Origin of the sequence: Nonomuraea sp. NPDC005692 (assembly GCF_040631115.1) — a bacterium.
GTDB lineage: Bacteria > Actinomycetota > Actinomycetes > Streptosporangiales > Streptosporangiaceae > Nonomuraea.
The window spans coordinates 56656-70783 of sequence record NZ_JBEXYU010000018.1; the positions used below are offsets into that span (position 1 = coordinate 56656).

General features: G+C 73.2%; 16 protein-coding genes. 9 read left to right on the forward strand and 7 right to left on the reverse strand.

Features of this window, described 5'->3' with window-relative positions; genetic code table 11:
* The first annotated feature begins 183 nt into the window (after positions 1-183).
* Positions 184-1797: a hypothetical protein gene (locus tag ABZ459_RS31005; protein WP_357977759.1), complete on the forward strand. Its 1614-nt coding sequence runs from the start codon at positions 184-186 to the stop codon at positions 1795-1797.
* Between the two features lie 20 nt (positions 1798-1817).
* Here the strand turns inward: ABZ459_RS31005 and ABZ459_RS31010 are convergent, their stop codons facing one another.
* Together ABZ459_RS31010 and ABZ459_RS31015 are read right to left on the reverse strand one after the other, a co-directional pair.
* Positions 1818-2576, reverse strand: coding sequence for a class I SAM-dependent methyltransferase (locus tag ABZ459_RS31010; RefSeq protein ID WP_357977761.1), 759 nt, complete (start codon positions 2574-2576; stop codon positions 1818-1820).
* A 75-nt stretch (positions 2577-2651) separates the two neighbouring features.
* The gene (locus ABZ459_RS31015) at positions 2652-3224 is read right to left on the reverse strand and encodes a TetR/AcrR family transcriptional regulator (RefSeq protein WP_357977764.1); all 573 of its coding nucleotides are present in this window, start codon (positions 3222-3224) and stop codon (positions 2652-2654) included.
* A gap of 82 nt (positions 3225-3306) precedes the next feature.
* Between ABZ459_RS31015 and ABZ459_RS31020 the strand changes: the two genes are divergently transcribed.
* Positions 3307-4380 (forward strand): DUF2867 domain-containing protein, encoded by a 1074-nt coding sequence (locus ABZ459_RS31020; protein ID WP_357977767.1) that lies wholly within the window; start codon positions 3307-3309, stop codon positions 4378-4380.
* Between the two features lie 47 nt (positions 4381-4427).
* Here the strand turns inward: ABZ459_RS31020 and ABZ459_RS31025 are convergent, their stop codons facing one another.
* Positions 4428-4853 carry a nuclear transport factor 2 family protein gene (locus tag ABZ459_RS31025; RefSeq protein WP_357977770.1) on the reverse strand — a complete coding sequence of 142 codons (426 nt, stop codon included), beginning with the start codon at positions 4851-4853 and terminating at the stop codon, positions 4428-4430.
* Positions 4854-4982: 129 nt separating this feature from the next.
* Between ABZ459_RS31025 and ABZ459_RS31030 the strand changes: the two genes are divergently transcribed.
* From ABZ459_RS31030 to ABZ459_RS31040, 3 genes are all read left to right on the forward strand, one after another.
* Positions 4983-5480 (forward strand): GyrI-like domain-containing protein, encoded by a 498-nt coding sequence (locus tag ABZ459_RS31030; RefSeq protein WP_357977774.1) that lies wholly within the window; start codon positions 4983-4985, stop codon positions 5478-5480.
* Between the two features lie 133 nt (positions 5481-5613).
* Positions 5614-6435 (forward strand): helix-turn-helix transcriptional regulator, encoded by an 822-nt coding sequence (locus ABZ459_RS31035; RefSeq protein WP_357977777.1) that lies wholly within the window; start codon positions 5614-5616, stop codon positions 6433-6435.
* Between the two features lie 77 nt (positions 6436-6512).
* Positions 6513-7838 carry a serine/threonine-protein kinase gene (locus ABZ459_RS31040; protein WP_357977779.1) on the forward strand — a complete coding sequence of 442 codons (1326 nt, stop codon included), beginning with the start codon at positions 6513-6515 and terminating at the stop codon, positions 7836-7838.
* A 13-nt stretch (positions 7839-7851) separates the two neighbouring features.
* On the opposite strand, the gene ABZ459_RS31045 is transcribed toward ABZ459_RS31040, so the two are convergent.
* On the reverse strand, positions 7852-8169 hold the full coding sequence (locus tag ABZ459_RS31045; RefSeq protein ID WP_357977782.1) for a hypothetical protein: 318 nt from the start codon (positions 8167-8169) through the stop codon (positions 7852-7854).
* Between the two features lie 172 nt (positions 8170-8341).
* Between ABZ459_RS31045 and ABZ459_RS31050 the strand changes: the two genes are divergently transcribed.
* Both ABZ459_RS31050 and ABZ459_RS31055 read left to right on the forward strand, forming a co-directional pair.
* Complete coding sequence (locus ABZ459_RS31050) at positions 8342-9151, forward strand: alpha/beta fold hydrolase (RefSeq protein ID WP_357977784.1); 810 nt, start codon at positions 8342-8344, stop codon at positions 9149-9151.
* A gap of 22 nt (positions 9152-9173) precedes the next feature.
* Entirely contained in the window at positions 9174-10079 is a 906-nt protein-coding gene (locus ABZ459_RS31055; protein WP_357977787.1) for a MerR family transcriptional regulator, read from the forward strand.
* On the opposite strand, the gene ABZ459_RS31060 is transcribed toward ABZ459_RS31055, so the two are convergent.
* The 3 genes from ABZ459_RS31060 to ABZ459_RS31070 are packed head-to-tail and all read right to left on the reverse strand — an operon-like array spanning position 9963 to position 12148.
* Complete coding sequence (locus ABZ459_RS31060) at positions 9963-10994, reverse strand: alpha/beta hydrolase (protein WP_357977790.1); 1032 nt, start codon at positions 10992-10994, stop codon at positions 9963-9965. The genes ABZ459_RS31055 and ABZ459_RS31060 overlap by 117 nt on opposite strands.
* 29 nt (positions 10995-11023) lie before the next feature.
* Entirely contained in the window at positions 11024-11503 is a 480-nt protein-coding gene (locus tag ABZ459_RS31065) for a DinB family protein (protein WP_357977793.1), read from the reverse strand.
* Positions 11504-11536: 33 nt separating this feature from the next.
* Positions 11537-12148, reverse strand: a complete 612-nt coding sequence (locus ABZ459_RS31070; RefSeq protein ID WP_357977795.1) for a class I SAM-dependent methyltransferase — start codon at positions 12146-12148, stop codon at positions 11537-11539.
* 88 nt (positions 12149-12236) lie between these two features.
* Between ABZ459_RS31070 and ABZ459_RS31075 the strand changes: the two genes are divergently transcribed.
* Together ABZ459_RS31075 and ABZ459_RS31080 are read left to right on the forward strand one after the other, a co-directional pair.
* On the forward strand, positions 12237-12827 hold the full coding sequence (locus ABZ459_RS31075) for an XRE family transcriptional regulator (protein WP_357977797.1): 591 nt from the start codon (positions 12237-12239) through the stop codon (positions 12825-12827).
* Between the two features lie 103 nt (positions 12828-12930).
* Positions 12931-14097 carry a glutamate--cysteine ligase gene (locus tag ABZ459_RS31080; protein ID WP_357977799.1) on the forward strand — a complete coding sequence of 389 codons (1167 nt, stop codon included), beginning with the start codon at positions 12931-12933 and terminating at the stop codon, positions 14095-14097.
* Positions 14098-14128 lie beyond the last annotated feature (31 nt).

Consider the following 14128-nt stretch of genomic DNA (forward strand, 5'->3'; position numbering starts at 1 on the left):
CGCTCGTCGGGGCACGACGGCGCTCATCGACTTCCGGCCTGACGCACCAGCGCTCTCCTCGGTCATGTCCAGTAACCGACGCGCGCTCCCGTAAGTCAAGCGACTGCTTGGACGGCCTCCATGGCCCGGTGCGCTGGACGGCATCACCCCGCTATGCGAATATGTGTTCGATTAGCGAAGATCGTGGCAGCGGCCCTGCTCGTCACCCAGACGCCCGCCGCCGCGACCGCCGCGACCGTCTCCGACCTCGGCGTCGCCGGGGAGGGCGGCGACGTGGTGGCGCGCAACAGGAAGGTCTTCGTCGCCGCCGGCGACCGGATCGTGGTCACCTCCACCGACGGCAAGGTCGTCGGCACGATCCCCGGCCTGTCCGGCGCCGTCGCCCTGGCCTCGCCGGAGGACGGCAGGAGGGTGTACGCGGCGCTGCGCGACTCGAACGAAGTGATCGAGATCGACAGCACCACGCTCGCCGTCATCAGGCGCATCGACCTCGCCGCCTACCCGTGCCCGTCGAGCCTGGCGCAGGAGTACGACCGGCTGTGGATCGGGTTCGGGTGCGGCGGAGCGGGCGGGGGAGGCGTCCTCGGCCTCGTCACGTCGGCGGCGACGCCTGTGCTCGTCCGGGTCGGACCGGCCACGACCCGCGCTCCGCTCGTCGCCGTCGCCGGGAACACGCTGGTGGCCGGGGAGTCCGGGGTCAGCCCCGCCACGGTCGAGGTGTACGACATCGGCACCACGCCCCTGACGTCGCGCGGGAAGATCACCGGGGACGCGAACGGGCTGCCGGCCCTGCGGGATCTCGCACTCGCCGAGCACGGGGCGACGGCGCTGTCGGCGCTGGACGACACCCGCCGGTTCGACGCCTGGGACACGACGGCCCTGACGCGGGGCCGCGCCTACGACCGCAACGGATTCGGCGACCAGGGGATCCCCGCCACCGTCGGGGCCAGCCCGGACGACGCCTACGTCGTGGGCGGCTGGAACTCCCCGGCGGGCGACGCGGCCGAGCTCGTGGTGTACGACGCGACCACCGCGGAGGTCGTCTACACGGCCGCCCACCAGGGGAAGGCCGTGGTGGCGGGCAGCGTCGAGTTCTACGGCACGGTCACCTTCGCGGTCCTGAAGGAGCCCGGCACCGGCCGTATGCACCTCTGGCGGCTGCCGCCCTCGCCCTACCACTCCTCCACGCTCACCCTGACCGCTCCCGCCAAGGTGACCGCGCTCAAGGAGTCGCCCTTCACCGGACGGCTCACGCTGAGCAGCGGGCTGCCGCTCGGCGTGCAGACGCTCGAGCTGTACCGCTGGCTCCCCGACGGCACCTCCAGGCCGTTCACGGAGGTCACCACGGCGGCGGACGGGACCTACCGGTTCACCGACGCGCCGCCGTCCACCGGGGCGTTCAAGTACCAGCTGTACTGGCCGGGCAACTCATGGTTCCGGGGGAGCGGCTCCTCGGTGACCGTCACGGCGGGCCTGTACGAGCCGACGCTCACCGTGACCGGACCGGCGACGGGCGACGTCGGCACGCGCCTGGCGTTCAGCGGCACCTTCGGCGCCGACGGCATCACCTTCCCGCGGACGATCATGACCGTCTCGCTGCGGGTCGTCGGCCCGGACGGCACCGTCACCGCGAGGAACGTGGCGAAGCCGGTCCCCGCCGCCGACGGGTCGTTCAGCTTCGCCGACACGCCGACCACGGCCGGTGAACACACCTACACCGTCAACCTGGTGGGCAACTCGACCGTGGAGTCGGCGCGCACCACCCACGTGGTCACCGTCCGCCGGCCGCCCGCGTGACGTCCTGACGCCGGGCCGCTTCAGCCGGCTTCCAGGACGAAGAACAGGAAGCTCAGGAACCTGGCGCCGGTGATCTCGCGGAGCTCCTCGGGGAACAGCTCGCGGGCCTCCGGCGCGTACGGCGGTTCGCTGATGACGCTGATGCGGAAGCCCGCCGTGGTGAAGGCCTCGGTCATCGCGTGCAGCGGCCGGTCCCAGAAGCTGAGCCGGCCGGTCTGCCCGCCCATGGTCCATTCCTCGACCCGGTTGCGGATCCCGAAGTAACCGGGCCTCTCCCCGGCCTTGTGCTGCGTGAGGGTGATGGCGAAGGGGTGATCGACCGAGACGAGGAGCCGGCCGCCGGGCCGCAGCACGCGGCGCAGTTCGGCCAGCGCCGGCCCCCAGTCCTTCAGGTAGTGCAGCACCAGCGACGCGATGACGTCGTCGAAGGTGTCGTCGGGGAAGGGCAGCGGGCCGGCCAGGTCGGCGACCCGCAGGTCCGCGTCGGCGCCCAGCCTCCGCCGGGCCATCTCCAGCATCCCGGCGCTCGCGTCGAAGCCGGTGACGACGGCGCCTCGATCGCGCAGCTCGGCGAACAGGGGGCCCGAGCCGCAGCCGGCGTCGAGGATGCGCCGGCCGGTCACCTCCCCGGCGAGCTCCAGCATCGCGGGCCGCTCGTAGTACGCGTTCACGAGGCTGGTCTCGTTCTCGGCCGTGTAACCTTCGGCGATCGCGTCGTAGGCGTTGCTCTCGGGTGAGTCCGCGACGCGGTTCTCGGGCATGGTCGTCATATGGGCCATTTTGGTCCGCCTGTCACAAGGTGCGCAGAGATTCGGCCCCTTTGTCGTGGCCGAGCGCACGTCCGCGGGGCCTGGCTAGTCTCCCGCCTTGTCGAGCAGCAGACCGGCCGCCCGCGCGAGCACCTGCGCCCGGGTGCGGCCACCGTGGTCGGCGGCCAGGAAGTGTTCGCCGATCGCCACGCAGAAGGCGAGCAGGCTGCGTGCCTCGACCTCCTCGGGGTCGGAGCAGAAGCTGCCGATCATCTCGCGCAGCAGCGCCATGCGCCGGTTGTCCACCCGCCGCAGGCGTTCGGCGACCGCCTCGTCGCGCCTGGCCCAGTCGCGGACGGCGAGGTCGATGGGCAGCAGGCGGTCGTCGGAGAAGGTGAGCACGCCCGCGCGCCTGATCTTGGTCTTCGGGTCGCCGCCCTCGCGTTCGACGCGCTCGATCACCTCGTCGGTGCTCTCCCGCTCCCAGGTGTCCAGCATCGCATTGAGCAGCGCCTCCCGGTCGGCGAAGTATCCGTAGAACCCGCCCTTGGTGACGCCGAGCCGCTTGGCCAGCGCCTCCACGCGCACCGCGTCGGGGCCGCCGGCGGCCAGCGCCCGCAACCCCTCCTCGATCCACCCCTCACGTGTCGTACGGACCGCGCCCACAGTGTGTGCCACCTCACTCGGAATACATATATACGCCACCGTATAACCGTGGTTAACCTCAGTATATACGGCAGCGTATAGATCTGGAGGGATCATGAGGCTGGCGAACGCCGCCCACACCGGCCGGCCCTGGCGCATCCACGACATCGCCGCAGGTTTCGAGCTGGAGGACGTCTGGCTGATCCGCACCCCCGGTGCCGGACGGGAGGACTTCTCCGCCGTGCTCGCCGCGCTGCGCGACTCCAGCGGCGGTCCCCTGCCGCTGCGGCTGCTGCTCGCGGCGCGCTGGAAGCTGGGCGCCCTGCTCGGCTGGGACAGGCCGTCGGCGGGCGTCGGAAGGCGCGTCCCGTCGTTGTGCGACCGTCTGCCCGCCGACCTGCGCCGGGCCCCGCGCGGCTCCGACGCCGGCCTGGCGCCCTTCTCCCCGGTCTACGCGCTGGACGACGAATGCGCGCTGGAGCTGGCGAACCGCACCGTGCACGCGGTGATGCACCTGGCGTGGGCGCCGGCCGCCGGCGGCGGGCGCGAGCTCCGCATGGCGGTCCTCGTGCGCCCCAACGGCCTGCTGGGGCGGTGCTACATGGCCGCCATCACGCCGTTCCGCCGGACCCTCGTCCTGCCGGCCTTCGTCCGGCGGCTGGAGCGCGCCTGGCGGGAGCGCGGCACGGGCGTCCTGGAGTCCGCCGTCGGGACGGGCGACCTCCCGCCGTCCGCCCGCGCGCTGAGCTCCTTGCCCGTCATCGACTACGCCGACCACTTCGCCCTCGCCACGGACGCCCTCGCCACGGACGCCGCGGATGCCGGGGCGACGGCGGAGCGGTGGGCGCGGGCGATGTTCGGCGACGTGCCCAGCACGGCGGAACAGTTCATCTGGCGGGGTCTCCTGGGGCTCCGGCTCGTCCCCGGCCGATCGCCCGCCACCGTGGCCGGGTGGCGGATCACGGCACGTGGCGACGACTGGATCCGGCTGGAGACCGCGTCCTGGTTCCTGACCGCCAACCTCGTCGTACGGGCGGCGGACGGGCGGGTGTCGCTGACCACCCTCCTGCGCTACGACCGGCGCCTCGGGCGCGTCGTGTGGCCGCCCCTGTCGGCGATCCATCGCCGGCTGGCCCCCGGGGTGCTCCGCGACGCCGCCGCGCGGATGACCCGCGGCGGCGTCCGGTAACGCCCGGTCAGGCCGCCGGAGCCGCACCCTGACCGGGGACGGCGGGGTCAGCCGCGCCTGGCGGACGGCCAGCCGTGCCCCCAGCCGCCCTGGACCATGGTCTGGAACGCCCACCCGTCCTCGGTGCGCACCAGCAGGTCGGCGTAGTGCATGCGGTGCTCCTCGCCCTCGATCGTCATCGTCGCCTCGGTCTCCACGACCACCAGGTTCCGGCTGACGAAGCGCGGGGTGCGCGTCGAGCGCAGGTCGAGCCCGGCGGTGCCGCCGCCCATGGCCTGCTTCATGCCCTCGACGTACTCGGCCCGCGTCCACTGGCGGACGCTCGCGTGGCCGTCGGGCACGTCGGTGGCCACGTTCATCGGGAAGACCGCCAGGTCGGCGAGCCGCTCGATCGCGCCCTCCTCGGCCAGCGCGTCGTAGGCGGCGAACCAGTCGTCGATGTTCTTCAGTTCCTCGGCGCTCGGCTGGTACATGCTGCTCCTCCTCAAGTCGTACAACGTACCGTACAGCATACGGAGAGCAGTCGCGCACCGATGTTCAAGCCTCGCCCCGACCGGTTCGGACAGGATGAGACGCGACCAGCCGGCCAGGAAAGGACGACGATGACGCAACAGCCGCACGGGCCCACGTTCGAGATCCTCCACCGCGGTCCCCGGACCACGGTGAGCATCAGGACGACGGTCGCGATCGCCCGCCTGGCGGAGGCTCAGGGTGAGGGGTTCGCGGAACTGTGGAAGTACACCCAGGAGTCCGGCGTGAGAGTGGATGGACAGCCTTTCGTCAGGTACCACACCTTCACCGACGGCGAGACGGACGTGGAGGTCGGCGTGCCCGTGGCCGGACGCCCGGTCAGCGCGGGACGCGTCGCCGCCGCCGAACTGCCGGGCGGCACGGCCGTCGCCACCTGGCACCTCGGATCGCACGACAGTCTGGGCGAGACCTACGCCCTGCTGGACGCATGGCTGAAGGAGCACGACCGCGAGCCCGACGGCGGGGCGTGGGAGATCTACCACTGGTTCGACCTCGACACGCAGCCCGATCCGGCGAGCTGGCCGGCCCCCGAGACCTGGCGCACCCAGCTGATCCAGCCGATTCGCTGACGCCGGTCGTCCGCCGCCGGAGCCCCACCGCCGGCGTCGCGCTCCGCAGGCGATCGCGCGACCGGCCCAGGTGTTGCCGAATCGCGATGATCTCGACGCCGGTGAGGGCGATCGGGCGGCGAGTCTGGATGTCATGTGGCGACAGGAGCTCGGCAAGGATCCCGGCTTGGGCGTGTCCGTCCATGACATGCGCAGTGGAGGGCAGGTCAAGGGCTGGTCGCCGTGGGCTCCGGACGTCGGCCACGCCGTGGTGCTGATGCGGATGGGCGGCTTCCGCCGGCACGCGTCGGGGCAGGACTCCTTCCTCGACGCGGCCGGCGGCTACGTGACCAGCGAGGGGCTGGAGGAACGCTTCGCCTATCCGTCGGCGGGCGAGATCCGCTACACCTGGATCGCGTTGACCCCCGACGCCTACGACGAGCACGTCGCGGGCGTCCAGGGCGCCCCGGGCTGGATGCTGGCGATCACCGCCCTGCTCGACCTGCGCCATCGCGAGCTGCTGTCCGCCTGCAGGAAGGGCGCCGACCGCCTGGAGGTGGGTGAACGGGTGCAAAGCCTGCTGGCGGCCCTCCCGCCCCGGACCGAGCGGCCCGGCCCCGGCATGCCGCCCACGACGCGGGTGATCCACCGCCGCATGACCGTCGCCGTGCAGGAAGCGCTCTCCTGCGGTCATCTCAACGACGGAGTCGAGGACCTGGCGCGGCTGGTCGGCGCCTCGCCCAAGCATGTCGGCCGGATCTTCCGCCACGTCACCGGGCGCACGATCAGCGAGTACCGCAACGAGCTGAGGGTGCGGGCCGTGCTGGAGCACCTGGCCGACGGCGGCGCCCAGCTCGCCGAGCTGGCCACCATGTACGGCTTCGCCGACCACGCGCACCTGACCCGGACGGTCCGCAAGCATCTCGCCGAGACGCCCAGCGCCCTGCGCGCCCGCCTCGACCCCGGCGAACTCTGATCGTCAGGTGACCCGCCGGCCACCCCGTCCAGTGGCTATTGTGATCACCGTCATACAGGGCAAGAGGGCGGATGGTCATGACATCGGCGCAGCCTGGTCACCTGGTCGGCGGACGTTACCGGCTGGTCGCCCTCCTCGGCGCCGGCGGGTTCGGGCAGGTCTGGCGCGCCCACGACCAGGTCCTGGACGTCGAGGTGGCGATCAAGGAACTGCGGCTGCCGCCCGGCCTGCCGCAGGCGGAGCAGGACAGGCGGCTGGAGCGCACCGCGCGCGAGGCGCGCAACGCCGTCCGGCTGCGGGCGCACGAGAACGTCGTCGCCGTCCACGACGTCGTCCAGGACGGGCTGCCCTGGATCGTGATGGAGCTGGTCGAGGGCCGGTCACTGCAGGAGCACCTCGACACGCACGGGCCGTTGCCGGTGGACCGCGTCGCACAGCTGGCCGCCGGGCTGCTGGCGGCGCTCGGCGCGGCGCACCGGGCCGGGATCGTGCACCGCGACGTCAAACCGGCCAACGTCATGCTCGCCACGGACGGCAAGGTGCTGCTCACCGACTTCGGCATCGCCGTCCACACCGCCGACACCGCCCTGACGACCGCCGGGATGCTCGTCGGCTCACCCGAGTACACGGCCCCCGAACGGCTTCGCGGCGCCGACGGGCTCCCGGCCGGTGACCTGTTCTCCCTCGGCGTGACCCTCTACCAGGCCGTCGAGGGCGTCTCGCCGTTCCGCCGCGACACCCAGCCGGCGACGCTGACCGCCGTCCTGCTGGAGGAGCCCCCGCCGCCACGTCGGGCCGGCCGGCTCGCGCCGCTCATCACCCGGCTGCTCGACAAGGAGCCGCACGGCCGGCCGACCGCCGAGGAGGCGCCGGCCCTGCTCGGCGGGCAGCAGCCGGGCCGGGTCGACGCCGGGGACCGCACCAAGGTCCTGCCGCCCGCCGAGGTCCCCCGGCGGGGGTGGCAGCGCAGGGCCGTCACGGTGATGACGGCGGCCGTCGCCGTACTGGCGGTGCTCGGTCTCACGAAGGTGCTCGGCCTCGTCGAAGCCGGCGACCCCTGGCATTACATGAGCTCGCTGGCGACGGGACACCGTTGGGGCGCCGCCCTCGCCGCCGTCCTCGTCGTCGACGCCGGCCTGGCCGGCCTGCTGTGCGCCCGGGTCGCCCGGTTCCTGGCGCCGGTCACCGGTACGACCGTCGCGGTCGCCGGAGGAGCCGCGGGGTTCCTCGCCGGGGCCGCAGCCGTGGCGCTCGCCTTCGACGGCATCGCCGTGTTCCTGGCCATGGCCGGCGTCGAGCGTGGCGACCGGATCTGGGTGATCCCGTTGATCGTGATCACGTCCGTCCTGGTGCTCACGGCCGGTTGGGCCTGGGAGTCGAGGCGCCGGACGCACCCGTCGTAGGGGCGCCCGCCGGTCAGCGGGGCCGGCTGAGGGCGGCCTCGGCCAGATCCGTCCACTTCTCGGCCGAGGAGTGCGGCACGACCACCCAGTCCTTGACCACCCTGCCCTTTCCCGAGGGATCGAACAGGCACGCCCCGGCCAGCTCCAGCGCGGCCGCGTGCTCAGAGGTGTCCCTGACCAGCCGGAACACCATCGCGCCGTCACGCTGCAGGCTGGCGAACACCTTGCCCGCCTGATCCTTGAGCGCCGGCCTCCCCATCATCCTGGAGACCTGCACCCCCAGGTCGGCCAGCTCGGCGCCGACCTGCAGGAAATCCTCTTCCGCGCTCATCGTCAGTCGGCCCCAGACTCCATGGCGGCGCAGGCCGAGCGGCTCGGCTCCCGCACTCCGGCAGAAACGGCGATCAGGTTAGCAGGATCATGCCGAACCGGGAGAACTCGCGCCCCCGGGCCGCGTCCGGCGCTCTTCCCCTGACGCAGGGTCAATGTCCCAGCATGGGGGCATGACCTCTCCCACCAGTACGAACCGCCCGCCGTCCGGCGAGCTGACGGCCCACCACGACGGCCTCGCGATCCCGCTGTCCCGCGGCGGACGGGGACGCCCGCTGGTGTTGTGCCCCGGGCTGAACTCGACCCAGGCCGACCTGCGCGAGCTGATCGGGCTGCTGCGGCGCGACCACGACGTGGTGACCTTCGACCTGCGCGGCCACGGCCGCACCCCGGCCGCGGACCGGTACTCCTTCGAGGCGTTCCTCGGCGACCTGGACGCCGTGATGGCCCGGGTGGGCCGGCTCGGCCTCGACGAGGCCCCCGTGCTCGTGGGGTACTCGCTGGGGGCCGACCTGGCCGTGCACCACGCCGCCGGGCATCCCGGGAGCGTCGCCGGGCTCGTGCTGATCGACGGGGCGAACCCGGTGCCCGAGCCGTTCCTCACCGAGGACGTCCTGCCGGAGTTCCGCGCGATGTGGGAGCAGCTGGCGGCGCAGCAGCTGAGCCGGCGCGGCACCCCGCGCCAGGTGCTGCTCACCGCGCGGCAGATCCTCGACCTGAACGTCGAGATCGACGTGGTCCGGTCCGGGATCCTGTCCCGGTACGGCATGATCGACCGGCCGATCAGCATGATCATGTCCACCTCGATGGCGGGCGAGGGCGGCGAGCCGGCCGCGCGGTTCAACCGGAACTGGCGGGCCGGGATCGAGCGGCTCGTCCGGCGGCAGCCGCGCATCGCCACGACCTGGCTCGACGCCGACCACGGGCTGGTCTTCACGCACGCCCCCGAGATCGCCCGGATCATCCGGACGGCGGCTTCTTGACGACCCCTGGAAGGCTGGACCCATGCTGACGATCGGCGAACTGGCCTCGTACGCGGGGGTGACCGTGCGAGCGGTGCGGCACTACCACGCCAAGGGGCTGCTGCCGGAGCCCGGGCGCGACCGCCACGGCTACCGCAGGTACGACGCCGCCGCCGTGGTCGAGCTGATCAGGATCCGGACCCTCGCCGAGGCCGGGGTGCCGCTCGCGCGGGTGCGGGAGCTGCTGCGCGCCGGAGAGGAGGAGTTCGCCGCCGCGCTCGCCGACATCGACCGGCGGCTGCGCGCCGAGATCCGGCGGCGGCAGCGCCACCGGGAGCGCATCGCCCGGCTGGCCGCCGGGGACGGCCTGGCGCTGCCGCCGGAGGTGGTCGGCTACCTCGACCGGCTGCGGGCCCTCGGCGTGGACGAGCACATCGTCCAGGCCGAACGCGACGGCTGGATCCTGCTGGCCGCGCACTCGCCCGGACGCGTGCCGGAATGGATGGCCCGCAAACGGGAGCAGCTCGCCGACCCCGACTTCGTCGGCTTCTTCCGCATCCTGGGCAAGGCGCTCACGCTGTCCGCCGACGACCCGCGGCTGGCCGAGCTGGCCGGCGAGCTGGCCGCCTGCCTCACCCGGCTGACCGGCGAGCAGGGTGAGGGCTACGTCGACGACCTCGACGTGGAGCCGCAGTTCGTCCGCCTGATGGACGCCCTGGCGTTCGACGCCGTCCCGCCCGCCCGCCGGCTGATCGAGCTGCTGCGCCGACGAGGCTGGACCGGCTGGTCCAAGCTGGCGCGGGTGGACCCGCCGTCCTGGTCGTCGGCCGGGTCAGCCGTCGAGGAACCGCTCCAGCTCCGCGGTGACGAAACCGGGATTCTCCTCGACGAGCCAGTGCCCGGCGCGCGGGACGTCCACCGCGCGGACGATCCTGGTCAGGCGCGGTGACACCGTGGCCCGGATCGCGTCGAGCTGCCCCTGGGCGGTCATGAGCAGCGCCGGGACGCGTACCGGCGGCGCCGCCGTCGTGTCGCGCACGTCCTGGTCCAGGGTGCGGTAGAGCTCGAAGCCGCCCGACAGGGCCTGCGGCCGGCTGTAGGTCCGGGCGTACTCGGTGATCTCGGCGTCGGTGAACGGGGAGCGCTCCGAGGTGCCGCCGAACGCCGTTCCGCCGTAGGAGACCTGGGGGTAGAACAGCGCCAGGTACTCGCGGACGTCGTCGCCCACCACCGCCTCGGGCACCCGGCGCTGGGAGTGGAAGGCGATGTGCCAGCTCAGCGACCGGTAGGTGGCCGCGTCGACGGCCGGGCCGGGCAGCGGCAGGTCCAGGTAGCCGAGGCGGGCGGTGTCGGCGGGGAACCGGCTCGCGTACTGGAACGCCACCGCGGCGCCGAAGTCGTGGCCGACGACGGCGGCGTCCCGGATCCCGAGCCGCCCGGCGATCAGCTGGTGCACGTACCGCGCCAGCGTGGCCTTGTCGTAGCCGGTGGGCGAGCCTTCGCTGTCGCCCAGCCCCGGCAGGTCCACGGCGTAGACGGTGTGGTGCCGGGCCAGGTCCGGCATGATCGGCCACCAGCCGTACCAGGTCTGGGGCCAGCCGTGGATCAGCACCACCGGCGTGCCGGTCCCGCCCTTCACGTAGTGCATGCGCACGCCGTCCACCTCGGCGAACTCGTGCCGGAACGTCTTGCTGAACCGCGGGTCGTCCTGGGTGGCCGTGGTGTGGGAGGCGGCGGGCGGGGGAGCGGCGGCCGGTGTCGAGCAGGCGGCGGCCAGCGGGAGCAGGAGGGCGAGCGCGACGGTCGCCGCCGTGCGCGCGGATCGGGCGAGGCGGCCCGGCGACGGCCGTGGAGCGGTGGTCATGTGGTCCCGTCCTGAGAAGAGTGGCGGCGTCAACGGCCGGTGCTGCCGTCGATGAGTTCGCGGAGGATGTCGGCGTGGCCCGCGTGCCGGCCGGTCTCCTCGATCATGTGGGTGAGCGCCCAGCGCACGCTGGGCGCGGGCCGGCCCGGCCGTGGGCGGGGGACCGGCGCACCGAGGTCGGAGCAGGTGTCGAGCACGGCGTTCGCCTGCTCGACCGCCTCCCGGTAGCGGGCGACGACCTCGGCCACGCCGTCCGCCGGGTCGGCGTGGAAGGTCGCGGGCCAGGCGGTGACCTCCGCGCCGAGGAAGATCGCTCGTTCGACGTGGGTGACGTGGTTGAGCAGGCCGAGCAGGTTCGTGCCCGAGGGCACGGCGGCGGTCCTCACCTGCGGTTCGGGGGCGTCCTCGACCTTCGTGGCGATCGAGGAGCGTAGGTGATCGAGGAAGCCGCGCAGGGTCTCGATCTCGCTGCCTCCGGTGCGGGGCGGCGGGGTGTCGCGGCGGCGCACGGTCGTCTCCTTTCGTGGTCGTCTTCGTGGTGGTCAGGCGGTGCGGCGGAGCACGAGGACGTGGTCGGTGACCTCGGCGGTGCGCCCGTCCGGCCCGGTGGCGGTCCGGCGGGGTGCGTCGGCGCGCTCGGTCGTCCAGGCCGCCGCGTCCAGCGCGAGGTCCGCGGCCACCTCGCGCGGGCCCGGGTGCCGTACGCCGGGGTCCTGGTTCCACGACCAGGGCGCGGTCGAGCCGTGGTCGACCACCAGCAACCGGCCGCCGGGGCGCACGGCGCGGGCGGCCGCGCGCAGGACGCTCGCCCGGTCCAGGTCGCCCGGGGTGTGCAGGTAGTGGGCGCAGATCAGGTCGAACTCCCCGGCGGGGAAGGACGTGCCCAGGTCATGCCGTACGGGGGTGAGCCGGTCGGCCAGCCCGTGCCCGCGGGCCAGGGCGGCCAGCCGCTCGACCGCCACGGCCGAGACGTCGGCGGCGGTGACCCGCCAGCCCCGCCGGGCCAGCCACAGGGCGTCGCCGCCCGCGCCGCATCCCAGGTCCAGCGCGTCGCCCGGCGGGAGGTCCGCGACCACCTCGGTGAGGCGGACGTTCGGCCGCGGATCGGCCGCCGGGGGACGGGCGGCGTACACGTCGTCCCAGAACGTGCTCATAGGTGCTCCTTCCGTGGGTGTGGGAGCAATCCGACCAGCCGCCCGCCGATCTGGCACGAAAACTTGCGGTTATGGCAAGATGGCCGTCGTGCACGACGACATGGACGAGGTGCTGGGCGCGGTGGGCCCGCGCCTTCGGGCCCTGCGCCGTCACCGCGGCATCACCCTCGCCGAGCTCGCGACCACGACCGGCGTCTCGGAGAGCACGCTGTCCCGGCTGGAGAGCGGTCAGCGCCGGGCGACGCTGGAGCTGCTGCTCCCGCTGGCCCGCGTCTACGACGTCCCGCTCGACGACCTGGTCGGCGCCCCGCGCACCGGCGACCCCCGGATCCACCTCAAGCCGATCACCCGGTTCGGGATGACCTTCGTGCCGCTGTCCCGGCGGCCGGGCGGGGTCCACGCGTTCAAGATGATCATCCCCGCGCGGCCAGGACCGCTCGAACCGACCCCGCAGACCCACGACGGCTTCGAATGGCTCTACGTCCTCACCGGGCGCCTGCGGCTCGTCCTCGGCGACCGCGACCTCACGCTGCCGGTCGGCGAGGCGGCCGAGTTCGACACGTCCATGCCCCACTGGCTGGGCAGCGCCGACGGCGGCACCGTCGAGCTGCTCATCCTGTTCGACCCCCAGGGCATGCGCACCCACATCCACGCCGGCCCGCACCGGCCCGCCCACTGAGCATCCGACGGGCCGCATTCGCGGCCTGACCTTCATTTGTGGAGGTCAACAGGTGCTGAAGCCCGTTTTCGGGGGAGAAGGGGGTGGCTTCGAGTGCCTAGTGATGGGAGTGGTGACCGTGGAGGGGTCCGGGGGAGCGATCCGGGTCGGTGTGGAGGAGGAGTACCACATCGTCGACGCGACCACACGCCGGGTGACCGCGCGGGCGGGGGCGCTGCTGAGCGCGCTGCCCGAGGAGAGCTTCACGCACGAGCTGCAGCGGTCGATGGTCGAGGCCAACAGCGCGCCGTTCCTGGCCCTGGACGACCTGGCCCGCGACGTGTGCCGCCTGCGGCGCAAGCTGATCTCCACCGCCGACGAGCTGGGGCTGGGGATCGCGGCGGTCGGCACGCCGCAGCTCGCCGACCTCGACGAGGTGAAGGTGTTCCCCGACCAGCGTTACGAGAAGATGCTCAGCGACTTCCAGGTGCTGACCCGTGAGCAGCTCATCTGCGGCACGCACGTGCACGCGGAGGTGCCCGACCCGGACCTGGCGGTCGCAGTGGCGCACCGGCTGACGCCCTGGCTGGCGCCGTTGCTGGCACTCAGCGCCAGCTCGCCGTTCTGGGACGGCGCCGACACCGGTTATGCCAGCTATCGCACGCTGGTCTGGCAGCGGTGGCCGACGACGGGGCCGATCGGCAAGTTCGACTCGGCGGCCGAGTACCAGGAAATGGTGCGGGGCCTGATCCGGTCCGGGGTGATCAGCGACGCGGGGATGCTCTATTTCGACGTCCGGCCCTCGCAACACGTGCCGACGGTGGAGCTGCGGATCTGTGACGCGTGCCCTCGGGTGGAGGACGTCGTGCTGATCGCCGGGCTGTTCCGGGCGCTGGTGGCCAGGGAGGTGGCCGCGGCGCGTCGCGGTCCTGGGCCGGAGGTGCAGGTGGAGGCGGCGCGCGCGGCGACCTGGCAGGCGGCCCGGTGGGGGCTGGAGGGTGACCTGGTCGATCCGGTGGAGGGCCTGCCGCGCCCGGCCAAGGAGGTGGTCGAGAACCTGGTGACGAGCCTGCGCCCGCAACTGGAGGCGGCCGGTGACTGGGAGCTGGTGACGAGGCTGACCCGGCAGGTCCTGCAGACGGGCACGTCGGCGGCCCGCCAGCGGGCGGCGTACGCCGAGCGGGGCAGTCTGGCGGACGTGGTCGACCTGGTGCTCAGCGAGACCCGCACGTGCGAGTGGGACCGGCCGACGGGGGACCACGACCTCCCTTCGTACCGGCCGGCGGCCTGATGGCCGGCGGTCGCGAGGCGGGGGTGGCGAC